Origin of the sequence: Lysinibacillus sp. NPDC093197 (assembly GCF_044754025.1) — a bacterium.
GTDB lineage: Bacteria > Bacillota > Bacilli > Bacillales_A > Planococcaceae > Lysinibacillus.
On record NZ_JBIVOH010000001.1, the window covers coordinates 970,787 to 994,978 of the forward strand.

A 24,192-nucleotide genomic window follows, 5' to 3' on the forward strand; every position below is an offset into this window, starting at 1 on the left:
CCTCCTATTATTAAAACGCAAAGCTGCGTTAATTAACTAAAATATTTTTTATTAATGATGCTTTGACTATTCGTTTACAGATACCATCGTTGGGCGTAATACGCGATCCTTTAAAATATAGCCTTTTTGCAACTCACGTAATACTACACCTTGTTCTTTTTCACTATCTTGTTCTTGCATGACAGCTTGGTGGACGTTTGGATCAAACTGCTCCCCTTCTGCTTTAATAACTTGCAAGCCTTCTTTTTCAGTTGCTTCCAATAGTGAACGGTAGACCATTTCGATGCCCTTTACAATTGATGTTGCTTCATCAGAAGTTGGTTCAATTTGCAAAGCACGTTCAAAATTATCTAATACCGGCAGTAAATCCGTTAATAGGTTTTGTGCACGATATTTTTCGGCAGCCTCACGATCAAGCTGTGAACGACGGCGTAAATTATCAAAGTCTGCACGCAAACGTAGGTGACGATTTTCCTCGTCATCTAGCTTCGCTTGCAACTCTGCCAGCTTTGCTTCATACTGCTCTTCCACTGTTAGTTCTACTTCTTGCGTTTCTGTTTGCTCTACAGTTGACTCGTTTTCAGCTTGTACATTTTCTTGTACAAGGTCTTTGTTTTCAGTTGTTTCAGTCACTTAAATCCTCCTCATTATCAATCACTACGATTCTTCGTAAAGGCTTGGGATAAATCCAAACGCATTACTTCAAGCAAAGCAACCACACGCTTGTAATCCATGCGTGTTGGACCAATAATTGCAATGGCTCCTTGTTGATCTTCACCTATTGAATAAGTCGTTGTTATGACACTACAGTTTTCCATTTCTAACTGCTTATTTTCCGAGCCAATACGAATATGAATACCCGATTCGTTCGGATGGAAGAGCGACTGCACTTGGCTAGTCGTTTCCATTAAGTCCAGAATCATTCGGACCTTATTTAAATCGTGGAATTCCGGCTGGTTGAACATATTTGTCTTGCCACCGTAGAAAATTTTACTTTCCGAATTTTGCATTGTAGCTGAAACGAGCGAATGGATAAAATCATCCGCAGATCGCACATGTTGTTGTAAAATGGCGAGTATTTCAATTTCCAACTTTTTATGGATTTCATCTAATGAAACACCAACTAAGCGTTCATTTAAGATGTTAACCATTTTTTCTAGTTCAGCAGCGGTAAAATTAGGTGGTAAACTAAACATGCGATTCTCAACATGACCGTTATTCGTTACGATAATCGCTACTGCAGCATCACTTGAGAGTGGCACAATAGAAAATCGCTTTACTCGATGCCTTTGGACATCTGGTCCTAAAAGAATCGATGTATACGATGTCAGCTCAGATAAAATATTGGCTGACTTTCGGATAATGTGCTCTACTTCTACTAGACGTTCATTGAATATCGATTGAATCTGCTGAATATCCCGAGAATTAATGCCCTGTGGATTCAACAAATGATCTACATAAAATCTATACCCCTTTTCCGAAGGCACTCGACCAGAGGAAGTATGTGTTTTTTCTAAAAAACCTAATTCCTCTAAATCCGCCATTTCGTTTCTAATAGTGGCTGGACTAAATGTAATCTCATGTTTTTTTGAGATTTGGCGAGAACCTACCGGCTGTGCAGACATAATAAAATCATCTACGATTACTTGCAATATCTGTAATTGCCGATTTGTTAGCATGATTATCACCTCTGTTAGCACTCAACTAAGAGGAGTGCTAATACTATTAATAAGTTATCAAATCCCACATTTTCTGTCAACGATATCGCTCAATCTTCTAGTAAAAATTGTTGAAAAACTTCATTTCCGACAAAACGCCCCTTGCGCGTAAGACGAATGCCCACTGCATCATGCTCTAAAAGACCTTCTGAAACTAGTTTATCAATGACTTGACCATAGCGGCTCATCATCGGCTCCTTAAATCTTTCTTCATATATAGCGTGTGCAATCCCTTCCGTTTTACGCAGTCCTAAAAACATTTGCTCTTCTCGCTGTTCTGTTTCCGTCACGACGTGATCCTGCATAATCGGCAAATCCCCTGCACTAACAGCATCCATATATTTTTTTAAAGGGCCATGATTTGAATAACGTTTACCATTTATATAGCCATGTGCGCCTGCACCAAAACCAGCATATTCATCATTTTCCCAATATATTTTATTATGGGTAGAAGCAAAATCAATTTTGGCAAAATTGCTAATTTCATATTGCAAAAGGCCATGCGATTGCATTTCTTGCATAAGCACCTCATACATATCCGCTTCTAAATCTTCCGTCGGTAAGCTCAGTTTCCCTTTTGCATACTGGTTATAAAAAATCGTTTTTGGTTCCACTATAAGGGAGTACGCTGAAAAATGCGGTAGGTCAAGCGCAAACGCTTTTTCAAGTGAATCCTTCCATTGCTCCATTGTTTGACCTGGTAAGCCATACATTAAATCGATACTTAAATTTTTAAAACCAACCTTTTTTGCAAGTGCAATGGTGTCATAGACATGTGCATTGCTATGTGTGCGGCCAATTTTTTTTAATAATTCTTGGTTGAATGATTGCACTCCCATACTTAAACGATTGACGCCACCATCAAACAGAGCATGCATCTTTGCCTCTGATAATTCATCTGGATTCGCCTCTGATGTAAATTCTGTCACACTGTCCATCGGAATATACGTGCGAATCAGTTTGAGCAATCTCGTCAATTGTTCTGGAGATAGAGCAGTAGGTGTGCCACCTCCAAGAAAAATAGTTTCAATTTGTTTAAAACTATGCGGAAATTTTTCAGTAGCAAGCGCCATCTCCTTGCCAAGTGTTTCTATATATTCATCTACAGGTTGATTTTTAAAGTAAAACTTGTTGAAATCGCAATAGTTGCAGATTTGATGACAAAAAGGAATATGAATGTAAACACCCCGTGCCATAGCTATCCCTTCTTTCTAGTTGAGTTTTTCCATTTCCCCATTATAAACAAACGTTATGGAGAACGCCATGAATCCATCCAGATACATGAACGACAGTAAAAACTAGTTAGTACAAAATGATAATAAACCTTCAATAATATTAAAAACATGAACATTGAATTGTTACTATAGAAAGAAGCTATTAATGGTAGCTTTAAAGACCTTTTGAATAAAAGAAAAGACCTCCTGGCAAAGCTTTGGAGTAAAATATTATTTAAGAAGATTAATTAACTGATCTGTTATTTCTTCTGAGATGGCATAAGTAATGTGTGTATCATTCACCTTCATTATGGTACTTTTTTGTCCTTTTTCCCCTAGCCATAGATGATAACCTTGCTTATTTCCGTCTGTATAACTGACTTTTAAATCAAACTCAGGCTCAGCCATATCCGCTATTCCTTCTCTCTTAACAGCGGTTGAGATGGCATTGTTAAATATATCGAGACTTTCTTTGTCTTTATATACAGTAAAAAAATTAGCATTCACTTTACCAAACCCACTTGATTTAGAGATACTGACCTTTGAAATATTTACCTCTGAAAATCTACTTTTATCATTTGATTGGCAAGCAACCAGAATGAATAACAATAATAAAACAAATAAAATAATTTTTTTCATATACCACTCCCCTTATGCCATTATTTTACTATTAAACTTAGACGAAACAAATCCTTTTTAATAAGATTCGAACTATTGCTTTTTTTCGTAATAACAACAAAAGTGTAATGAAAATTAATCTTCTATGTAAATCTTTTCATAAAAGGTAAACAGCAAAAACTAGTATAAAGTTGATATTTATCTGAAAATTCACTTAGTTTTATGATATGCTAATAAAAAGTGATAGACAGGAGGATTCATGATGGAGCCAATTTTAAAACTACAACAGCAACAGAAAATGATGATGACACCTCAATTACAGCAATCTATTGAATTACTACAATATAATACCCATGAGCTAGAAGAATTTTTATATGAACAACAATTAGAAAATCCGCTAATCGACCTACAAGCACCTACTTTTCAGGAAAAAGATTTTGGCACTACTTACAGAGCTTCTACAACAATGCCAAACGAATTTTATACAAAAATAGCTGAACCAAATGATCGCGAGGAATTATTACAATTAGCTACACTAACTTTCGTAGGTGAAGATTTACAACTTGCCCATACAGTCATTAAACATTTAGACCATAAAGGATATTCGCCCGCACAGCTTGGGCAGATTTCAGCACAACAGCATGATCGTGCAATTCAACTATTACAGCAAATTGGACCTCCTGGAGTGGGTGCACGTAATTTGCAAGAATGTCTTTTGTTACAAATTGGCGAGAAGGACAATGATTTGCAACAACTTATTGAAAATGGTCTCGCTCTATTAGCAGAACGCAAATTTTCAGCGTTACAAAAAATACTACAGCTTTCGAAGGATCAGTTATCAGATTGCATTAATCGGCTACAACAACTAACACCGATACCATGTTCGATAAGCCAAGAGAATGATACGTTGTATGTAATACCTGACATTATCGTTTTTAGAGAAGACGGGACATTACAATTTAGTTTAAATGATAGCTCACTACCGACCGTTCAACTCAATGATAGCTATAAAAACATCGCTTCTTTTTTACCTAACTCTGAGCAAAAATATGTAAAACAACATTTTAAGCAATATAACTGGCTTATACATAGCTTACAGCAACGGCGACAAACAATTATTGCAATAATGTCTGTAGTTCTACAGCACCAGCAAGCATTTTTCGTTCATGGCCTACCTTCTTTGAAACCGCTTACCTTACAAGATGTTGCTACACAAATTGACATGCATGTTTCAACCGTAAGCCGAGCCATTCGCAATAAACACATACAAACGCCTGTTGGAACCTATCTTTGGAAAGATTTATTTTCTTCTAAAATAGACAATACGCAAGCACAACATTCTCAAACGTCGATTTTGGAAATGATTAAAAATATAATTACAGCAGAAAATAAACAAAAGCCATTATCCGATCAAAAGATTGCTGAAATTTTAGCGAGCTCCCACCAAATTCATATTGCGCGACGCACTATTAGCAAGTATCGCGAGGAACTAGGAATACAAGCGGCGAGTAAACGTAAGGAATTATAATAGATTACTCAATACTTAACGTTCGAAGTCCTTTTGAAACGAAAAAGAGAGTACAAGAACGAAAAATGTTCCCATACTCATACAGAGTGCCAGGCACCCAAACAATTCAAACAATTTCTACCCAATCGTTAAAATATCATTACTATTCAATAAATAGTTTGCCAGTGCCTCTGTTTCTTCACCAATCGCTTTATCCCCTTTTAAAGGTGGACAGAATGACCGTACAATATCTAAATATTTACGTGTTATTGGTGCTAATTGTTGCTCTGCTTGTTCTAAATAAATAGCTTGAGAAGCGGCAATTAATTCAATGGCAAGCACCCGTGCACTATTATGCACAATTTGTCGCGCTTGCCTTGCCGCAGTTGTGCCCATACTGACATGATCCTCCTGATTCCCAGAGGTAGGAATGGAATCGACACTCGAAGGATGCGCAAGTACTTTGTTCTCAGAAACGAGGGATGCCGCAACATATTGTACAACCATCAAACCACATTCAAGTCCTGGATCTGTTGCTAAAAATGGTGATAGCCCACTTAATTGAGGATTTACTAAACGCTCCGTCCTTCGCTCAGAAATATTCGCCCACTCCGCTACGCCTACTTTTAAAAAGTCCATTGCAAGTGCAATCGGCTGACCATGGAAATGTCCTCCAGATAACACCTCACCATTTTCTAACACAATCGGGTTATCTGTCGTTGCATTGATTTCCGTCTGCAAACGTTGCTGGACATAATCAAAACATTGCCAAGATGCACCGTGAACTTGTGGCACACAACGTATCGAATAAGCATCTTGCATACGAACTGCGCCTTGTGTCGTTATCCTTTGACTGCCATTTAGCCACTTTCGAATTCGATCACCAACCATAGCGATTTCAGCATGAGGACGCACCGCCAATAAATCAGCATCAAATGCGGAAATAATACCCTGTAATGCTTCCATTGTTAGACATGCTGCCATATCCGCTACATAGCCAAGACGTTCAGCTTCATTAATCGTCATGACCCCTATGCCCGTCATCGCCTGTGTCCCATTTATTAACGCAAGCCCTTCTTTCGCTTGCAGGCGGACAGCGGTTAGCCCTACTTTTGTCAATGCTTCCTGTCCTGACATAACGTGTCCATTTAATTCTGCTTTGCCTTCACCAATTAACACTAATGCGATATGTGACAAAGGCGCTAAATCACCACTCGCTCCAACAGAGCCTTGGGATGGCACAATCGAATGAACATTATGATTAATTAAAGCCACTAATAATTGGAGGGTTTCTTGCCGAATGCCGGAGTATCCTTTTGCTAAAGCATTGGCACGTAAAACCATCATCGAACGAACAATTGTCGTTTCCAATGGCACCCCTACACCAACCGCGTCAGCGCGTAGCAAATTCAATTGCAATAATTCATTATCCGCTTCGGCAATTTGGACATCGCTTAGTTTCCCAAAGCCTGTATTTACTCCATAAATAGTATGTCCATCCGTTAATCTTTTTTCAATTCTAGCACGGCTTGCTTGCACTCTTTCTAAAGCATTCGGTGCAATGGCAACTTGAACATCCCCCCTCGCTATTTGATCAATTTGTGTTGTCGTTAATGTATGTCCATCCAACTGAATAACTTCCATTTATAACTCCACCCCTTTTATTGTTACGGATCTTCCTTCTATAAAACCATTGCTGCGATAATGCCAAATATAAATAAAGGGATATTATAATGTAGGAATGTCGGTACACATGTATCCCAAATATGATTATGCTGTCCATCTGCATTTAACCCTGATGTCGGACCTAATGTACTATCAGACGCTGGAGAACCCGCATCCCCTAAAGCACCTGCTGTTCCAATAAGTGCAGCGGTTGCAAGCGCACTAAACCCGACTGTCGCGCACAACGGCACGAACACTACAGCTAAAATTGGAATAGTCCCAAAAGAAGTTCCAATTCCCATCGTTACAAGTAAACCGATAAATAATAAGAGGATAGCCATAATAAGTTTACTTTGCCCTGTCATACCAGTCATTGCTTCCACAAGCTCCGTAATGGCATTTGTTTCTTTTAAAATCGTTGCATAGCCTGAGGCAATAAGCATAATAAAGGCAATAACCCCCATTAGTTTCACGCCATTTTGAACCACTTCTTCACTATCCTTAATAAATACTACACGGCCAACAAACATAATGATAATGCCTGATAATGCGCCTAAAACTAGGGAGCTTAATGATAATTGAATGCCAAGTGCCACAAAAATTGCGACGATCGCTATCCATCCTTTAGCATCCAAAGTAGCCTTTTTATTTTCTTTCTTTGCTTGCTCATAATCTTTAATATCTTCTTCAAGCTGTTGGTATTCTCGAGGCTTTCGATAAGAAATAAAGACAGCAATCGCTAATCCAACGAACATGCCAATGGCTGGAATGGCCATCGCTTTCGGTATTTGACTTTGAACAATGGCCATCCCATTAGCTGTCATCTCATTGGCAATAATCCCTTGAAATATTAATCCATAACCAACAGGAATCCATAAATAGGGCATTTTCAAGCCAAACGTTAGGGCAGATGCCAATGCACGACGATCCATTTTTAATTGATTAAAGAAAAATAAAAGTGGCGGTATCAATATTGGAATAAAGGCAATATGTACGGGAATCAGTGTACCTGATAAACACGCAATGATTGCCAACGCAAATATTAAAATGTATTTATTCGGTTTTTCAAGTGACAATAATTTTTGTATAAGAATGTTTGCTAAGCCGGAATGCGCGATTAATGCAGCAAAAATTCCTAACAATATATAACTTAAAGCCGTCTCAGACTGACCGCCCATACCACTAATAAAGATAGATATTGTTTCAGAAAGCGATAAATTCGCAACAAGCCCTGCAACAATTGCCGCAATTATTAATGCAAAAAGCACATGAATGCCACATAAACTTAAAACGGACAACACAATGACTGAGATTAAAACAGGATTATCTAACATTTACATCCCCACTGTCTGTTTTATATTGTTTTAATCAAAATACTTGCTATAATAACGCTTCCCAAGGTCACTGTCGTAAACCCTCCAACAAGCATTGGCGTAATAATTTCATTGAATATTCTTTTCTGTTCCTCTTCTGTTTTGCCAATGCTCCTACTTACTTCCTCACATACAATGTAATCACCTGGAAAGCCGAATGTAGACGTTAATGCGACAGGAATCCCGAGAAAAGGATTCACCTTCAATAGCTTAGATCCTAATAATCCCCCTAACAAAATGCCAAGTACCCCTACGAAAAGAATCGTTAAGACAGCAGGTAACTTATCAATAAACATCTCAAAAGTAATATCATTCATCATGCCGATAATGATAAAAATAATGCCCGCCATCCCTACAGTAAAACTATTTGATTTCTCCATAACACGTTCAGGATAAAATTTCACTAAGCGACCAATAATACCAATTGCCAACGCCCATAAGCTATACGGAATACCAGTATATTTAGCTAATACAACTGCAATCGCACCACCAATAAACAACATAAATAGTAGTACTAAAGGAGTTTGATATTTTTTCGGTATTAATAATTTCTCATCATTTTCTTGATCAAACGCAACATTGCCAGAGGCTTCGAATACACCGCTTTTCATTTGCTCGTTAATCGTAGTAGCATGTTTGCGTAACAATAGATTAGCTAGCGGAATACCAATTAAAGACTGCAAAGCCATAATTAATGCAGGGATGGTCAATAAACTAGCTAAACCCAATTCTTTTATGCCCTCTGAAGTAATTAAAACTGCAATAATGCCTCCATTTAAAGGTCCTGTACCTGCAACCGCTGTTTGATAATCAAAAAAAACGGTCACAATCGTTAAAATAAAGAGCGAAGCAAAAAACATGCCCATAATTGCAATTAATACAGCCCTCCATTGCGAGCGAATCATACGTAAAGGAATTAAAGTTCCCATATGAACTAAAATAGGAGCCGTTCCTAATAATGCGCCAACTGTTAAAAATGTCGAGTTTTCAAGCAAATCTTTTGGAAAAATTCCAAGCCACAATAAAATCAAATAGCCCATCATTGCCACAAAAAGCATCGGTACTCTAGCTTTACTAATAACGGAAATGATTTCTCCTAGCGCAATGAGCCCTAAAATAATCATCGCTGCAATTACAGGTTCTTGAACCATTCTATCTCCCCTTTAACTATTCAATGTTAAAGCTGTATGAACAAAAAGTTTTAAGCCAATTGCTAATGAATCTTCATTAACTGCAAATCTAGGATGATGATGAGGATAATTTAATGTGTCATCGTCAAAAGCTGCTCCAATCGCGATAAATACACCAGGCACTTTTGTTAAAAAGGCCGAGAAATCTTCTCCACCCATAAACGGGCCAATGTGTAAAATAGTCTCTGGAGTAAAATGCTGTTGTATAACCTCTTCCACTACGGCAGTTAGTTGTTCATCGTTTATGACTGATGAATAACCGTTATGATATGTTAAGTTATAATCAGCACCATGTGCAGCAACGGTATGTTGAACTAGCATTTCTATTTGTTGGGCAATGCCTTCTCTCACTTGCTGTGAGAATGTTCGCACACTCCCACCTATTACTAACCGATCTGGAATAATATTTTTGGCACTGCCCGCATGAAACTCCGTTACCGCGAGTACCGCTCGCTCTTGCGCATCAATTTTTTGCGGAATAATTTGATGTAATACATTTGTAATTTGCGACCCTATTAAAATCGGATTAATAGAATCTTGAGGTTGAGAAGAGTGCCCTCCCTTTCCGATTATTTCTAAGTCAAATGTATCTGAATTGGCTGTAAAAGGTCCTGCACAAATGCCTATTTTACCTGTAGGAAGTGTTGAAAATAAATGCAATCCTATAACGTGATCTGCACCATCTACTACACCAGCTGCCACCATTTCTTTCGCGCCACCTGGAAATAATTCCTCTGCATGCTGAAAGATGAATCGAATTTCTCCTTTTAATGATTGCTTCAACGTAGATAAAATTTTAGCAGTGCCTAGTAACATAGCGGTATGTCCATCATGTCCACAAGCATGCATAACACCTGCAACTTTAGAAGCGAATGGTAAATCTGTTTCTTCTTGAATCGGTAAAGCATCCATATCTGCTCTTAACGCTAAACAATTTCCTGGTAAATTCCCCTTTAAAACAGCTAACACACTTGTCTTTGTCGGCCTCGTTACGACTAAATTTCCAAATGAAATTAACTGATTGTAAACAAAATCTGCGGTAGCATATTCTTCATACGACAGTTCAGGATTTTCATGTAAATATCTTCTCCACTGTAAAATTTGCGGTACCACTTGCTCTATTTCTTTCGCTACATTTAAAGTGCTTGTCATGTAACACTCTCCTCCTTTAATTTTTATGGCGCTCATACCACTGCTCAATTAATGCCGCTGTTAATCTACCAGTATTGACTAAGTTTTCAATACTAATATTCTCTCTAAAAGAGTGAATATTCTGAAATCCATTCCCGAGCGTAATACACGTCAATCCATGTTCATTTAATACATTCGTATCTGCGCCGCCCAATGTTTTCGTTAAATAGGATGAAACACGAATATTATTAGCCGCTTTTTTTACAGTTTTAACGAGATCATCTTCCTCAGAAATATTAAATCCAAGATACTTTTCTTCAATGCGCACCTCGACAGTGCCTTGATGTTTCTGTGCTGCTGTTTCCATCGCCATTTGCATCTGTTTTAATTGTGCATCCAATTTCTCTTTTGAAAAGCTTCTTACTTCGCCACCAAGTGTTACTGAACCTGGTATTATCGACGTAAGCTCTCCACCACTTATAATTCCTATATTTGCTAATGTTTCACTATCAATTTCTCCTAGCTCCATTGATAAAAGCCCTTCGGAGGCAATGATAAATGCATTATTCCCTGCATCCGCATTTAACGCAATATGGGCAGCATTACCTTTCACAGTGAACCAAATTCTACTACTGTATGGACCTTGTAAAATGATTTGGCCAACATCCCCGCTACTATCAAAAATATAACCCTTTTTACTTTTTATCTTGTTATAATCCATATATTTTGCACCTACTAAACCTGCCTGTTCATTTACAGTTAAAATGAATTCAATCGGTCCATGTGGGACACTACTTTCATTAATGGCACGCATCGCTTCGATATAAGAAGCAAGTGCCGCTCGATCATCCGCCCCTAAAATCGTCGTACCATCTGAATAAATAATCCCATCCTTGATGATAGGCTTGAGGTGTTCTGTTGGTAACACCGTGTCCATATGCGTAGAAAAGAATAAAGGTGGAATGGTATCATCTGTTCCTGGATGCCAAGCAATTAGATTTCCAACTTCACCATTAAAATGTTCATGTGCTTCATCAAATGTTAATTGAAAGCCAAGCTTCGGTAATTCTTTCTTTAAATACGCTGCTACTAGACTTTCCTTGCTACTAGGACCATTAATTTGAGCCATTTCTAAAAACAATTGCACTAACTTATCCTCATCTACATGTGACGCCGCCTTCGATGCAAATTCAATTGTCATTACTAGTTCTCCCTTCTAACTGAATGTACTTTCCATTGCCCATGACCCTTTACTGATGACAACTTGCCCTCTTTTTATAACCGTATCTACAATATTCGTCCCAAGTTCATATGCTACATGCTTATAATTTGGCACATCCCATATTTGAATATCTGCCATTTTTCCAATTTCTAACGTCCCTCTATCTGTAAGATTTAGAGCCTTTGCGGCCATTTTTGTCGCTGCCTTAATGGCTTCCTCTACTGAAAATTGATAAAGTCTACATGCTAGATTTATAACAAAGGACATAGAAGTTGTATAACAAGCAGGGCACATATCTGTTGCTAGCGCAATATGCATACCATTATCGAGCATTTTCCGAGCAGCAAATGGTTTGTGATGGGCAACGGCAAAATCTAATGCAGGCATTAATACACCGACGACTTCGGCTTTCGCTAGTTGGGCCATTACGGTCTCGGGTGTGTAATTGAGATGGTCAATGGAAATCATTTTCATACGTGCAGCTAAATCTGAACCACCGATATACGAATAGGCATCTGCATGAATTTTTGGTAATAATCCATGTGCTAAGCCCGCTTGTAAAATACGCTCCGATTCAAGTTCAGTAAAATAGCCTTCATCACACCAAACATCACAGAACTCTGCTAAATTATGTTGAGCTACTTGCGGAATCATAACATCAACAATTTCATTCACATACTGTTCCTTTGTTAAATGATCTGGAATACCGTGCGCACCTAGAAATGTATTAACCACATCAATGGCTGTCTGGTCGTTTAAACGTCGACCTACACGTAAAATTTTCAGCTCACTTTCTAGTGTTAAACCGTAGCCACTTTTACTCTCTACTGTTGTTGTCCCGTGTTTAAGCATCGTCATTATTCGTTTTTTCGCTTGTTCCAAAAGCTCTTCCTCAGAAGTATCTCGCGTAAGTTCGATTGTTCGATTTGGTCCTGTCGTTATAGCAAGCTTTTTTAAATTATCTGCAATATTACCAGTGAGTTTTGCAGCGTACTCCTCTACTCGACTACCATGAAATACGAGATGTGTGTGCGCATCAATATAGCCAGGAGCGACTACTTTCCCACTTGCGTCAATACTGTTATTGTTATCAACTACATATCGTTGTACAAGCTGTTGATGGCTACAAATATCGATGATTTTTTGACCATCTATAACAACTGCTTGATCGGTTAAAACTTGAAAGTCTTGCATGTTGTCACCTGTACAAGGCAATATTTGTGCTGCATTTTGAATTATCATGTCTGGTCTTTTTAACACACGACCACTCCTTTACAATAGTAAATAGGCGATAGGCGTGACGATCATGAGCGTTAAAACTGTTCGTACAAACCATACCGCAATCATTTTGCCTAAAGAAATGGGAATTTCCGTTGATAGAATACAAGGAATTAATGCAGAGAAGAAGAGAATAGCAGATATCGATAACGTTCCAACAATGAATCGCGTCTCTATTGCACTATCAACAGCAACAAGTGAAGGTAAAAACATATCGATTAAATTAATGACGGCCGCTTTTGCCACAATTAATGGCTCGGCTATTTGTAGTAAGTAAGTAATAGGTACAAACAAATAAGCTGCATAATCAAATATAGGCGTGTTATTGACAAGCCATAGACCGATTAAGCCGATTGACATAATTGTTGGTAGTATCCCCATTGCCATCACTAAGCCATCTTTCACATTGTCCTTCATACTTTGCCACAGATTCGGCGCATTTTCAGCCGTCTGTAACGCCTCTCTCCATGCACACTGCAAACGCTTCTCCTTTACAATTTTCTCCACATCCCCATTCATCTGGTTGTAATAGTCCGTACTCATATTACGAATTGGCCAAATCCGAACACTAATGGCTGTTACTAAAAAGGTCACGAGGAAGGTCACCCAAAAATAAAGATTCCAAATATCCATTAATCCAAGTGTCTTTGCAACAACAATCATAAAGGTAACTGAAACTGTCGAAAATCCTGTAGCTATAATGACCGCTTCTTTTGTTGTATACTTTCCTTCCTTATAAATGCGGTTAGTAATTAATAAACCGATGGAATAGCTCCCGACAAAGGAGGCAACTGCATCAATGGCGGAGCGACCAGGTGTTTTCCAAATTGGTCGCATAATCGGCTGCACTAAAATACCGATAAACTCCAGCAAGCCATAACCGACCAACATAGCTAAAAATATGGCACCAATTGGAACTAAAACACCGATTGGCGTAAGTAGTGAGTTGTACCAATAAGGTCCCATATCTGCAGCTAACAGCCAGCTCGGACCAATTTTGAAAACAACTAAAACGGAAGCGATAGCACCCATTATTTTCAATGTAGAAATGACCATTTCGACAACGGAGCGATTCCACGTTTTTTTATAAAAAGGGTAAACAGCACCCGCAACAACAATGACTAAAATATAGTAAACAATAACTGACGAAAACTGCGTCCGGATAAAGGTTACTAAATGATCGAGCGGTATTGTCTTCTTACCATTTAAGGTAATAGAGATAAAGAACATGAAAATGCCGAACAAGCTAAAAGCAAAAAATTTGTAGATGGCTGATTTCTTATAATTAGGAGCGACGTCAACTAGAAGACTATCAAAATCCACAGGTGTCATATCTGCTTTTTTCATGTACATTCCTCCTTTTTAATGAAAAAGAGGCCAGCGTTTCTCTTTAGTTATTGCACCAGCCTCTTTTCCACAAATACATTACACTTTTTCTTTTACTAAATCTTTCGGACCAAACGTAGCTGTTGGCTCCCACCATAACGGGATTTGAATGCTTTCATCGGTTAATTTCCCTTTACCATTCGCTACATCTTTTGCTGTTTCATAGCCCGCTTGTGCATGACGTACAACCCCTATACCAGAATCTACTGTCATCGCTACTTCTAAGCGCATATCCGATTCCTCTGTTCCATCAGCAATCATCGTCACACCTGTATGAACGGCCTCTCCCATTGAATAATTAGCTTGAAGAGCGATTAAATCACACATCCCAACTGCATTTAATAAGCCATTTAAAACTGGCCAGTCAGAAATTAAATCTCCACCATCCTTCATATTTTCAGATTCAAACGTTGGATTGACTATGGAACCAGAATCTAAATTATCGCGAGAGAAGGCGACAGGTCCACTTAACTCCCCTCGGCGTATCATATCGTTAACTTCCAATGCGAACTTTTTACGCTGTCCAAAGCCCATATAACAAATACGAGCAGGTAAAGCTTCTATCGGAATATGCTCCTTCGCTAACTTTATCCAGCGCGTAACAAGTAAATCATCACTAAATTTTGCTAAAATCATATCGTCTATTTTACGTAAATCCTCTGCTTCACCGGACATACAAATCCAACGGAATGGCCCACGTCCCTCGCAGAATAATGGACGAATATATTCTGCTACAAATCCAGGCAAACGCTTCGCCTCTTTCTCATCAAATCCAGCATCAATACATTCTTTACGAATACTTGTGCCATATTCAAACGAGTGAACGCCTTTATCAAGTAATGCTATTAATGCTTTCAGCTCGCGAATCATCGTATGGCGTGCTTTTTCTAAGTATGCTAGACGATCTTTATCACGTAGCGCGTCTGCCTCTTCAACACTGTATCCAGCTGGTAAATAGGCAATCGGGTCATGTGCAGGTGTCATAGATGTTGCAATATGTGGTAGGAAGCCAAGTTCTAATGTTTTTTCGAAAATATCTGCTGCATTACCTACCACCGCTATGCCAAGCGCTTCTCCAGCAGCCGCTTTTGTTTTTGCTAGTTCAATCGCCTCTTCTAGTGAATCTACAACAATATCAATAAAGCCCTTCTCAATACGGCGATTAATAATGTCGATATTAGAATCACATAAAATAGCTACACCACCATGCATTGTCATCGCACGTGTCTGGTTGCCACCCATACCGCCTGCACCAGCAGTCAATAAAATTTTCCCAACAAGTGAATCGTTATAATGCAATCGCGCAATTGCCGAAAGCGTTTCAAATGTCCCCTGAATGACACCTTGTGTACCGATATATTCCCAAGGTGCCGCTGTATAATTGGCATACATTGTTAAGTTCTTTTCTTGTAAATCATAAAATGTTGGCCAATCTGCCTTCATAATATTTGTCGTCGCCATAACAACAGTTGGTGCATATTTATGAGTTTTAAAAACAGCAACTGGCATGCCAGATTGCACAACAAGTGTTTCATCATCTTCTAAATTTTTTAAGGAATCTACAATGGCATGATAGGACTCCCAGTTACGAGCTGCCTTCCCAATCCCGCCGTATATCACGAGTTCTTCAGGTTTTTCAGCATTTTCCATATTATTTTCTAGCATTCTTAAAATAACTTCTTGACGCCAACCTTTGCATCGTAATGTATTTCCTCGCTGAGCCTTTACTGAATATAAAATTTCTGGTTTTGTCATTGATAATTCCTCCTTTTTTTGTGACTACACACTTTAATAATGCAAATAGCGTGCCAACTTTTAAAAACACACAAAAAAATTTAATAAAAATTGATCTTCATAGCGTTTCCAACATGAAGTACATACATATTCGGCATTTGTTATTGTCACGAATTGGAAAGTAACTGCAGATAATTTTTGCACCTCTTTAATTTTCTGTATATTGTTTTTATTCAGAAAATATTTGTGATACGATTAAGGACAAAGCAGATAAATTTTGCATGCAAAATAACGAGAGAAAGTAGGTTTTTGTATGATTAAGGAATTGCAGCGTTATACAGCATTTTTAGGCGCGAATATCATTGCACTAGACAACTCTTTCAAGGTGAAATGGTGGCATTTCAATGAAAGTATCTCGTTAAATATTCAAGTTGATATGCCAATAGAAATCTTTGCTGCCATTGATGTGACAAGCTTGCATCAGCCGCAACAATTGCAAATACAAGAACAGCTTTTATCTTTTACAATAGAGCCTTTTTATTTTCCAGAGCAATTTTTTATTGTTTCAGTAGAAAACTTAATAGATTTCCAGTATTCATTACAAAATAAAGTTTTTGTCCTAGAGGAAATTATTGAGCATTTAGATGAAGGGATTATTGTAAGCAATGAAGATGGTGACATTATTTATTACAATGAGGCACTTGCTAAAATGGAGGAGCATAAAAAAGAGGACATGCTTGGCAAGAAGCTGTGGGATGCATACAACTATCAAGATCGTAGACTATCAGAGCATAATCATATTTTAAAAACAGCGAAACCAATTTATACGAAATACAGAGCTCATGCCTATTCAGAAAATGAACCTAAATTTGTAGGCTACAGTTCTTTCCCTATTCAAAAGGATAATAAAACAATTGGTGTTTTTTCAATTACACATACGGAAAAAAGCTTACGAAATCAATTACAACAAACATTGGATTCCAAACGTGAAACAATGGAGGTACCAGAAGAGGTCAAACGTAATAACGGTACGATTTACACATTCCAAGATATAAAAGGAAACAGTGACGAGCTCCTTCAAACGATATCCGAAGCTAAAAATATTGCAAATTATAATACGGATACGTTAATTGTCGGTGAAACTGGGACAGGTAAAGAATTATTTGCTCAAAGTATGCATAATTTAAGCCCACGCGTAACAAAGCCCTTCGTTGCGATAAATTGTGCCGCCATCCCTGTTACGCTGTTGGAGAGCACGCTTTTCGGCTCAGTTAAAGGGGCATTTACTGGTGCTACAAATCAAGAAGGTCTTTTTGAATATGCAAAAGATGGGACACTTTTTCTAGACGAAATCAATTCACTACCAATGGAGCTTCAACCAAAATTAATGCGTGTCTTACAAGAACGTGCTGTTCGACGTGTTGGCAGTAACACACTTATCCCTATTGAATGTACTGTGTTTAGCGCATCCAATGAAGACCCTGAGCTTCTTACTGTTGGCGAGCGAATGCGACTTGACCTATTTTATCGCATTGCTCATTCAAGTATATATATTCCTCCACTGCGTGAGAGACCAGAGGATATACTTTTCTTTATCCAGCATTTTTTACATAAAAATGTGCTGAAATATATGAAGGCCAATATCACCATTAAACCTGAACTTTATCAGATACTTGTAGCCTACGATTGGCCAGGCAATGTACGTGAACTGGAGCATTTAATAGAAAACCTCGTAATACAAGCAAGCTCTGACAGCGATATTACAGAAGATATGCTGCCACGATATTTAAAAAATAAAATATCCATAAAAGGAGCCCCTTCAAAAAAGCGCCCTTTTAAAGCACTTATGCATACAAATGAAGAGCAGTACATTCGAAAAGTGCTGCAACAGTGTGATGGAAATATATCAGCTGCCGCGAAGCAATTAAATATATCCCGACAATCATTGCAGTACCATATGAAAAAACTCGCGATTCAAAAAGAAGAGCTCATTTAAAATAAAAAGAGACTGGGACAAAGAGAAAAAGTGTTAGATTGATTGCAATCTAACACTTTTTTGCTGCGCCTGATGTCCGCTACGGCGGTTGCTTTCTGCGGGCAAACGAAATTGTTTGCGTGCCTGGCACCGCCCTCCGTGAAATCGCCGATAGAAGCCCAGGTATCGCCGGTTAGACACGAGAAATCGCCTGTGAAAACCCGGGAATCGCCGGTTAGACTGGAGAATCGCCTGTAAAAACCCGGGAATCGCCGGTTAGACACGAGAAATCGCCTGTGAAAACCAGGAAATCGCCGGTTAGACTGGAGAATCGCCTGGAAATGTAAAATTCATTTCCCACGAATTTTGATAGCTGGCCCAAGTTCAATATCCCCTGTTGTAACAGGAATTAACTTATATGTTTTATCTGATAAATATTGTGCATCAAAGCGAACTCCCCACTTTGTATGCGCTTCATTCAATGTATATGAAGAGTCAGGACGCCATGTTTTTCCTGACTCAGTTAAAATTTTAAAGTCAATGGTTTCATTCAATATTTCCTTCGTTTCAAAATATACCGTAGTAGAAATCGGTGTAGAAACAACATTACCTACTTTTATTTCTTGACCGTCATTCAGCTTAATAGTTTTATTAACAGCGATTACTTTTCGATCCTCTTGCAATTGCTTTTGGGAAGCTTCTACTTCAAATGCCCAAGGCTCCTCGATTGGTTTTTCCCAATTCCAATCGTTATAAAGAATTTTAAGTTGCAGTATTTCATCTTTCGGTAAATCACGCATCTTCACGCTGCTATAGATTGTATAGGTTGATGCCGACTGTGCAATGGTCTGGCCCCCATTTCGAACCATATAATCTTGCCCATTCACTAGTACTTGTGGAAAGAAAAATACTTGATAGTTGAAATTCATTCCTTTAGCTGGCTCAAATGTTGCATTTAGTAATAGTTGATTATCATCAATCATCACCTCATTTAAGGTCAATTGCCCAAAATCATTTTTAGTTGTTTTACCTACAAGTGTTTTATAGGCCGAAAAATCCGACTTATCACTTTTATTAAAAATAGAGGAGACGAACCGAGTACTTGCCAACATTACACCGGCAACTACTAAAACACTTACTACAATAATCACCCATCTTTTTCGTTTTCCACTTTTTCCAAGATAGTCGACTTCATGTACATGTGGCTCAACTGGCAATTAAACACCTCCCATTTCAAAATCTATCGACGTTATCTCCTATTATTTATTGTAATAACGAGTTATGCATTATATAACCAACAACCCCCATTACAAAAAATCAGGGGTTTCTCAGATAGTCTAAAACACATCTCTGATTATAAAAAATAAGTAAAAAGACTCATAAGAAATACAGAAATTTATTATGTTATTTTTTCATAGTTAATAGTATCTATTTTACATTTAATTATATTAAGAAAACATTAATAAATCTTTTTACCAGGACCTTCGATGGACTAACTATTAATAAAAGTTAAAAAACAACGTAATCTTCTGTTAGCAAATCATTCTTCAAATATAATGAAAATATTTTCTAATAATTTAAAATAGTAGAAATTTAATATCCTAGTCAAATATGAATATATTTCCCATAAGAATATGTTATTATGGCTTTAGTAAATTGTACTATTATTATCTAAATAATGGTGAAATATGAACTAATAAAGGATGATGCAAAATGAAGAAAATTCAACAACTATTTCAAAGTGAAGATGGCAACAGCTTACAAAGGGAAAACTTTTTATCACTAATAGAGCAAATTGTAACTTCATTAGATCAATTAAAAGACCCAAAGAAAACAACGCTTGGACCAATTCAAGAACGTTCAGCTACTTTCTATAAAGATCTTATGCAAGAAAATCAAGTTCCCACATCAGGCGTTGGTCTTGATCAGGTCGTTCAAGACTTAACACAATTAATGCAAGGTCATCCTTATCATACACGCAACTTTGTCACAAACGTTTTACCAATGGCTAGTATCCCTGGTGTATTGGGACAGTTTACAAATGCCTTACTTAATGGCAACAATCTGTGGGATGTATATGGACCTGCAGCAGCAGAAAGTGAAGTAAAAGTAATCGCAATGATGTCAAAATTAGTTGGCTATGATTTCACAGAAAGCTTCGGTTATACAACATGGGGAGGACAAGGAGCAGTTTTTAGCGGTTTACGTCTTGCCATTGCTAAACAATTCCCTCACGCCAAAGAGGAAGGTGTCCCAAATAATTTATATTGCTTTGCATCTGAAAACGCCCACTATAGCTTATTAAAATCAATTGAAGCAGTTGGTATTGGAAGCAATCACTTAGTACGTGTAAAAGCAGGAAAAGACCAATCGATGGACATAGAAGATTTAAGAAAACGCATGACGGAAGTAATCGAGAATGGTGGTATTCCAGTTTACATCGTAGCGACTACAGGTGCCACAGATCAATTTGCTATTGATGATGTGCAGGCAATTAAGGAAGTTGCAACAACACTTGAACTAAAATACGATTTAAAACAAATACATATCCATGCTGACTCTGCTTTAGGCGGTTTTTACGCATTTTTCAATGATTATGACTTTAAGGCAAACTCACTACAGTTCGAGGATGATGTATTACAAGGATTAGAACAAATTCACCAACGTATGCAACATCTTGCAATTGCAGATAGTCTTTGCTTTGATTTCCAAAAGCTTGGTCAAACACCATATTTAACAAGCCTTTTCTTAATAAAAGACGGGAAAAGTTTACAACTGTTAGATATTGACGATTTTGATACGCCATATGTAGGCAATAGAGGCTATGGCTCATATCATACTGGTTATACTTTAGAGTGTTCTCGAATGGGTAGTTCAATTGCTATTTATGCTGCATTACAAGCTTTTGGTAAAGAAGGTTATCAACAAATACTAGCTAACTATGTCCGTGTAAATTTAGCGTTCCGTACACAATTAGCTGAGAAATTACCAATGCTACAAGTAGTGAATGAAGCAAATATCGGACCAGTAACAGCCTATAGACTATATCCAAAAGGCTTTGATTGGGCATCTGAACAAGCTGGAAATTACACACAAGATCAAATTGAGTACATTAATGGCTTAAATGCTTCTTTCTTTGAGATTTTAGGTGAAGGTCGAGATGAAGTATTTTTCGGTGACACAACACGTGTCTGCACTGTTAGCGCGAGCGATACAAAACAACAAGTTCCTGTGGCAGCAGCTAAATTCTTTTCTATCTCACCGTACACAGAGACAGAACATATTAGTGATATGATTCATTTCCTACAACAAAAAGTTGTAGTATTGGAGGATTTACAAGTTGAGTATATTAAATAAATTTAAGAGTTCTTTACTCTATAAATATATTGCAAGTTTAACAATTCCAATTGTTATTATTTCAATTATATTTAGTTTCATGTTGTTTATAGTTTCTTTTAAAATCATCGATAATTTTGTTATCAAGCAATTTGAGACATCGTTAGAGGTGATTTCTAGTAACATTTTCGAGGATATCGATAAAAATAATATAAAAGCAGCAGATAATGGCATTAAAGACCAATATGAAAAATTATTAAAACGATTAAATGGTACAACAAAAAAGTTTGATATTGAAAATGCCTATATCCTTTCACGTGCCAATGGCAAGGAGCATATTGTTGCATTAAGTAATAGTGATAATTATCAGCAAGACTACACGTTCGATCCAAAAATGCATGCTGCTTTAGATACTGGCCGTACTCAAGTAAGTGAAATTTATGAAGATGAATATGGTATTCATAAATCGATTTTTATTCCATTTAACAATACGGAAATACTTTTTGGCTTAGATATGGATGCTTCATTTATATCTAAGCTACAAACTCAAATTATTTGGGTTAGCATCATCATGACAATTATCTTTGTGCTATTCGGTGTCGTTGTCGCTTATTTCATTAGTAAAAGTATCATTAAACCAATCAAAAATATGACAAGTTATGTTGATAAGGTGGCAAAGGGAGATTTAGCTGTTGAATCACTGCCAATCAAAGGCACGAATGAAATCGCCCAACTTTCAGATGGTATCCAAAATATGACGGCTGATTTACGTACACTCATTCAGCAAATTGCGGAAAATGCAGAGCAAGTAGCCGCCATGTCAGAAGAACTAACCGCCAGCTCCGAGCAAACGAGCGCATCTATTCAACAAATTACATCTTCAATGCAGGAAGTAGCTGCAGGCTCAGAAAAACAAACTTCATCCATTGAAGAGGTAGAAAATCATATTACAATGATTTCGACGAAGATGTCCGATGTTGTAAATAGTGTCAATGATGTAACAACGAAGGCATTTAGCGCATCTACTATTGCCGAAAAGGGCAATACCACAATCCAAAGTGCTACAGAAAAAATGGCGATTACATCTGAAGCCATTTATAATACTGCAGATGTTGTAAAACGCTTAAGCACTTATACGAATGAGATTGGTGATATCGTTTCACTTATAAATGAAATTACAGACCAAACCAATTTACTTGCATTAAATGCATCTATTGAAGCAGCACGTGCTGGTGAACATGGTAAAGGCTTTGCGGTTGTAGCTGAAGAGGTCCGTAAATTAGCAGATCAATCACTTACAGCAACAAATAGTATTCGAACACGCATTGAAACAATCAAAGAAGAATCTGCTCAAGCAGTGAAATCAATGGCGATTAGCAGTAATAACCTTGCTGAAAGTTCTACTACTTTTAACGCTTCAGGGGAAGCCTTTGGCGATATCTATTCACATATTACAGAACTTACGCAAGAAATGAACGAGGTTAACAGCATCATTACGAACATGAATGAAGGAGTTAGCAATATCGCTAATTCTGTTGAGCAGGTTGGTGTTGTAGCCGTGCAAGCATCTGGAAACATTCAAAATGTCGCAGCTGCTTCCGAAGAACAATCAGCAAGCATCGAAGAAATTACCGCTTCTTCAAATAATTTAGCTGAAATGGCTCAACAACTTCGAAACATCATTCAAAAATTCAATCTTTGAGTGCCCTCTTTGAGTGACAGGCACTGAAACAATTCTGAATTCTTTCTTCTTTCATAAAAAGTCTTTGGTAGAACGCCATTGAAATTAATAAAGGATAGCTGACGCTAATAACGTCGGCTATCCTTTTATCAATGTTAAATTAAACTTTTTACAACTTTAGAAATAACGGTACCTTCTGCTTGACCATTTAACAATGGTTTTGCAATTTTCATTGCGTCACCCATATTCATGCCTTTAGTAACACCAGCTGCTACTAATTTTTCAGTAATTTCTTCTTCAGTTAATTGTTTAGGGAGGAATGATTTTAATAGCACTAATTTTGCTTCCTCTTTTTCAATTAAATCCGTACGATTAGCATTTTGCGCACCTTCTAAAGCTTGATTCGTTTGCTTAACTTCACGGTTAATAATAGCAATTTCCTCTGCTTGTGTTAAGGGTTCCCCTTTTTCCTTCTCCGCTAAATCTAGTGCTGATTTGACAAGTGTTAAAACACCTTTTGCCAAGACATCTTTTTCTTTCATTGCTTTTTTTAGTTGTTCAAATACTTCTGTTTTTAACATCAAGCTCACTCCTCAAATATAATCACTAATTGTCTATGATTATTGCACATAGTGGCAACCGACACAATTTATTTTGCTTTCTTTAACTTTAACACATCGGCCTTTGTTTCTAATATTTCAAGTATTAACACTTCCATCTTTGCATCCACTTCTTCTACTATTTCACTAAGATTTTTTTCCACTGCCTCTGTTTTTTCTAGTAATTTTTGCTCAACTGATTCAATTTTCTTCTCTAGTCTTGTTTCAACTGCCCGTAGCCCTGTTTCAACCGAATCTAGTCTTGTTTCAACTGCCTCTAGTCTTGTTTCAACCGAATCTAATCTTGTTTCAACTGCCCCTAGCCTTGTTTCAACCGAATCTAGTCTTGTTTCAACTGCCTCTAGCCTTGTTTCAACCGAATCTAGTCTTGTTTCAACTGCCTCTAGCCTTGTTTCTAGCGAATCTAGTCTTGTTTCTAGCGCATCGATTTTTTGTAGAATCTCTGTTTTCACGCCTTGTACTTGTGTAGAAAGCTCCAAAATGGCTTGAAGAATCGCATTTTGATTGATTTCAGGATTCATTGTCAACTTCCTTTCTTTTAATT

Annotated in this window: 19 protein-coding genes; 4 read left to right on the forward strand and 15 right to left on the reverse strand. The window is 37.6% G+C overall.

Features of this window, described 5'->3' with window-relative positions:
- Positions 1–66: 66 nt before the first annotated feature.
- The 4 genes from grpE to ACIP9G_RS04980 form a co-directional block, all read right to left on the reverse strand.
- On the reverse strand, positions 67–633 hold the full coding sequence (grpE, locus tag ACIP9G_RS04965) for a nucleotide exchange factor GrpE (RefSeq protein ID WP_401017837.1): 567 nt from the start codon (positions 631–633) through the stop codon (positions 67–69).
- 17 nt (positions 634–650) lie between these two features.
- A complete protein-coding gene (hrcA, locus tag ACIP9G_RS04970) occupies positions 651–1,679 on the reverse strand; it encodes a heat-inducible transcriptional repressor HrcA (RefSeq protein ID WP_340823604.1) in 1,029 nt (342 codons plus the stop codon).
- A gap of 89 nt (positions 1,680–1,768) precedes the next feature.
- Positions 1,769–2,914, reverse strand: a complete 1,146-nt coding sequence (hemW, locus tag ACIP9G_RS04975; RefSeq protein WP_401017839.1) for a radical SAM family heme chaperone HemW — start codon at positions 2,912–2,914, stop codon at positions 1,769–1,771.
- A 249-nt stretch (positions 2,915–3,163) separates the two neighbouring features.
- Entirely contained in the window at positions 3,164–3,571 is a 408-nt protein-coding gene (locus tag ACIP9G_RS04980; RefSeq protein ID WP_340823602.1) for a YhfM domain-containing protein, read from the reverse strand.
- A 238-nt stretch (positions 3,572–3,809) separates the two neighbouring features.
- On the opposite strand from ACIP9G_RS04980, the gene rpoN reads away from it, so the two are divergent.
- A complete protein-coding gene (gene rpoN / locus ACIP9G_RS04985; RefSeq protein ID WP_401017843.1) occupies positions 3,810–5,078 on the forward strand; it encodes an RNA polymerase factor sigma-54 in 1,269 nt (422 codons plus the stop codon).
- A gap of 117 nt (positions 5,079–5,195) precedes the next feature.
- On the opposite strand, the gene hutH is transcribed toward rpoN, so the two are convergent.
- The 8 genes from hutH to hutU all read right to left on the reverse strand — a co-directional run bounded on the left by hutH (position 5,196) and on the right by hutU (position 16,057).
- Positions 5,196–6,701: a histidine ammonia-lyase gene (hutH, locus tag ACIP9G_RS04990; protein ID WP_401017845.1), complete on the reverse strand. Its 1,506-nt coding sequence runs from the start codon at positions 6,699–6,701 to the stop codon at positions 5,196–5,198.
- A gap of 38 nt (positions 6,702–6,739) precedes the next feature.
- The gene (locus ACIP9G_RS04995) at positions 6,740–8,056 is read right to left on the reverse strand and encodes a Na+/H+ antiporter family protein (protein WP_340823594.1); all 1,317 of its coding nucleotides are present in this window, start codon (positions 8,054–8,056) and stop codon (positions 6,740–6,742) included.
- 20 nt (positions 8,057–8,076) lie between these two features.
- Positions 8,077–9,246, reverse strand: a complete 1,170-nt coding sequence (locus tag ACIP9G_RS05000) for a hypothetical protein (RefSeq protein ID WP_401017848.1) — start codon at positions 9,244–9,246, stop codon at positions 8,077–8,079.
- Positions 9,247–9,258: 12 nt separating this feature from the next.
- Positions 9,259–10,437, reverse strand: a complete 1,179-nt coding sequence (locus ACIP9G_RS05005; protein ID WP_401017851.1) for a M20 metallopeptidase family protein — start codon at positions 10,435–10,437, stop codon at positions 9,259–9,261.
- Positions 10,438–10,453: 16 nt separating this feature from the next.
- Positions 10,454–11,617 carry a M20/M25/M40 family metallo-hydrolase gene (locus tag ACIP9G_RS05010; RefSeq protein ID WP_401017853.1) on the reverse strand — a complete coding sequence of 388 codons (1,164 nt, stop codon included), beginning with the start codon at positions 11,615–11,617 and terminating at the stop codon, positions 10,454–10,456.
- Between the two features lie 15 nt (positions 11,618–11,632).
- Positions 11,633–12,898 (reverse strand): imidazolonepropionase, encoded by a 1,266-nt coding sequence (gene hutI / locus ACIP9G_RS05015; RefSeq protein WP_401017855.1) that lies wholly within the window; start codon positions 12,896–12,898, stop codon positions 11,633–11,635.
- 12 nt (positions 12,899–12,910) lie between these two features.
- On the reverse strand, positions 12,911–14,263 hold the full coding sequence (locus ACIP9G_RS05020) for a YjiH family protein (RefSeq protein ID WP_401017858.1): 1,353 nt from the start codon (positions 14,261–14,263) through the stop codon (positions 12,911–12,913).
- A 78-nt stretch (positions 14,264–14,341) separates the two neighbouring features.
- On the reverse strand, positions 14,342–16,057 hold the full coding sequence (gene hutU / locus ACIP9G_RS05025; protein WP_401017861.1) for a urocanate hydratase: 1,716 nt from the start codon (positions 16,055–16,057) through the stop codon (positions 14,342–14,344).
- 292 nt (positions 16,058–16,349) lie between these two features.
- On the opposite strand from hutU, the gene ACIP9G_RS05030 reads away from it, so the two are divergent.
- Positions 16,350–18,032: a sigma-54 interaction domain-containing protein gene (locus ACIP9G_RS05030; RefSeq protein WP_401017863.1), complete on the forward strand. Its 1,683-nt coding sequence runs from the start codon at positions 16,350–16,352 to the stop codon at positions 18,030–18,032.
- A gap of 329 nt (positions 18,033–18,361) precedes the next feature.
- Here the strand turns inward: ACIP9G_RS05030 and ACIP9G_RS05035 are convergent, their stop codons facing one another.
- Complete coding sequence (locus ACIP9G_RS05035) at positions 18,362–19,228, reverse strand: DUF5643 domain-containing protein (RefSeq protein ID WP_401017866.1); 867 nt, start codon at positions 19,226–19,228, stop codon at positions 18,362–18,364.
- Between the two features lie 496 nt (positions 19,229–19,724).
- On the opposite strand from ACIP9G_RS05035, the gene ACIP9G_RS05040 reads away from it, so the two are divergent.
- Together ACIP9G_RS05040 and ACIP9G_RS05045 are read left to right on the forward strand one after the other, a co-directional pair.
- Positions 19,725–21,368, forward strand: a complete 1,644-nt coding sequence (locus ACIP9G_RS05040; protein WP_401017868.1) for a pyridoxal phosphate-dependent decarboxylase family protein — start codon at positions 19,725–19,727, stop codon at positions 21,366–21,368.
- Positions 21,352–23,049 (forward strand): methyl-accepting chemotaxis protein, encoded by a 1,698-nt coding sequence (locus ACIP9G_RS05045; RefSeq protein ID WP_401017870.1) that lies wholly within the window; start codon positions 21,352–21,354, stop codon positions 23,047–23,049. The genes ACIP9G_RS05040 and ACIP9G_RS05045 overlap by 17 nt, the downstream gene beginning before the upstream one ends.
- 134 nt (positions 23,050–23,183) lie before the next feature.
- Here the strand turns inward: ACIP9G_RS05045 and ACIP9G_RS05050 are convergent, their stop codons facing one another.
- Positions 23,184–23,609: a GatB/YqeY domain-containing protein gene (locus tag ACIP9G_RS05050; protein WP_401017872.1), complete on the reverse strand. Its 426-nt coding sequence runs from the start codon at positions 23,607–23,609 to the stop codon at positions 23,184–23,186.
- A 68-nt stretch (positions 23,610–23,677) separates the two neighbouring features.
- Complete coding sequence (locus tag ACIP9G_RS05055; RefSeq protein WP_401017875.1) at positions 23,678–24,169, reverse strand: hypothetical protein; 492 nt, start codon at positions 24,167–24,169, stop codon at positions 23,678–23,680.
- Between the last annotated feature and the right edge of the window lie 23 nt (positions 24,170–24,192).

Excerpts from the sequence above, each read along its gene's own strand:
- ACIP9G_RS05055 (WP_401017875.1), bottom strand. The coding sequence starts at position 24,169 with ATGAATCCTGAAATCAATCAAAATGCGATTCTTCAAGCCATTTTGGAG.
- hutH (WP_401017845.1), bottom strand. The coding sequence starts at position 6,701 with ATGGAAGTTATTCAGTTGGATGGACATACATTAACGACAACACAAATT.
- ACIP9G_RS04995 (WP_340823594.1), bottom strand. The coding sequence starts at position 8,056 with ATGTTAGATAATCCTGTTTTAATCTCAGTCATTGTGTTGTCCGTTTTA.
- ACIP9G_RS05040 (WP_401017868.1), top strand. The coding sequence starts at position 19,725 with ATGAAGAAAATTCAACAACTATTTCAAAGTGAAGATGGCAACAGCTTA.
- hrcA (WP_340823604.1), bottom strand. The coding sequence starts at position 1,679 with ATGCTAACAAATCGGCAATTACAGATATTGCAAGTAATCGTAGATGAT.
- hemW (WP_401017839.1), bottom strand. The coding sequence starts at position 2,914 with ATGGCACGGGGTGTTTACATTCATATTCCTTTTTGTCATCAAATCTGC.
- ACIP9G_RS05020 (WP_401017858.1), bottom strand. The coding sequence starts at position 14,263 with ATGAAAAAAGCAGATATGACACCTGTGGATTTTGATAGTCTTCTAGTT.
- ACIP9G_RS05005 (WP_401017851.1), bottom strand. The coding sequence starts at position 10,437 with ATGACAAGCACTTTAAATGTAGCGAAAGAAATAGAGCAAGTGGTACCG.
- hutU (WP_401017861.1), bottom strand. The coding sequence starts at position 16,057 with ATGACAAAACCAGAAATTTTATATTCAGTAAAGGCTCAGCGAGGAAAT.
- ACIP9G_RS05050 (WP_401017872.1), bottom strand. The coding sequence starts at position 23,609 with ATGTTAAAAACAGAAGTATTTGAACAACTAAAAAAAGCAATGAAAGAA.
- rpoN (WP_401017843.1), top strand. The coding sequence starts at position 3,810 with ATGATGGAGCCAATTTTAAAACTACAACAGCAACAGAAAATGATGATG.
- ACIP9G_RS04980 (WP_340823602.1), bottom strand. The coding sequence starts at position 3,571 with ATGAAAAAAATTATTTTATTTGTTTTATTATTGTTATTCATTCTGGTT.
- ACIP9G_RS05000 (WP_401017848.1), bottom strand. The coding sequence starts at position 9,246 with ATGGTTCAAGAACCTGTAATTGCAGCGATGATTATTTTAGGGCTCATT.
- ACIP9G_RS05010 (WP_401017853.1), bottom strand. The coding sequence starts at position 11,617 with ATGACAATTGAATTTGCATCGAAGGCGGCGTCACATGTAGATGAGGAT.
- ACIP9G_RS05030 (WP_401017863.1), top strand. The coding sequence starts at position 16,350 with ATGATTAAGGAATTGCAGCGTTATACAGCATTTTTAGGCGCGAATATC.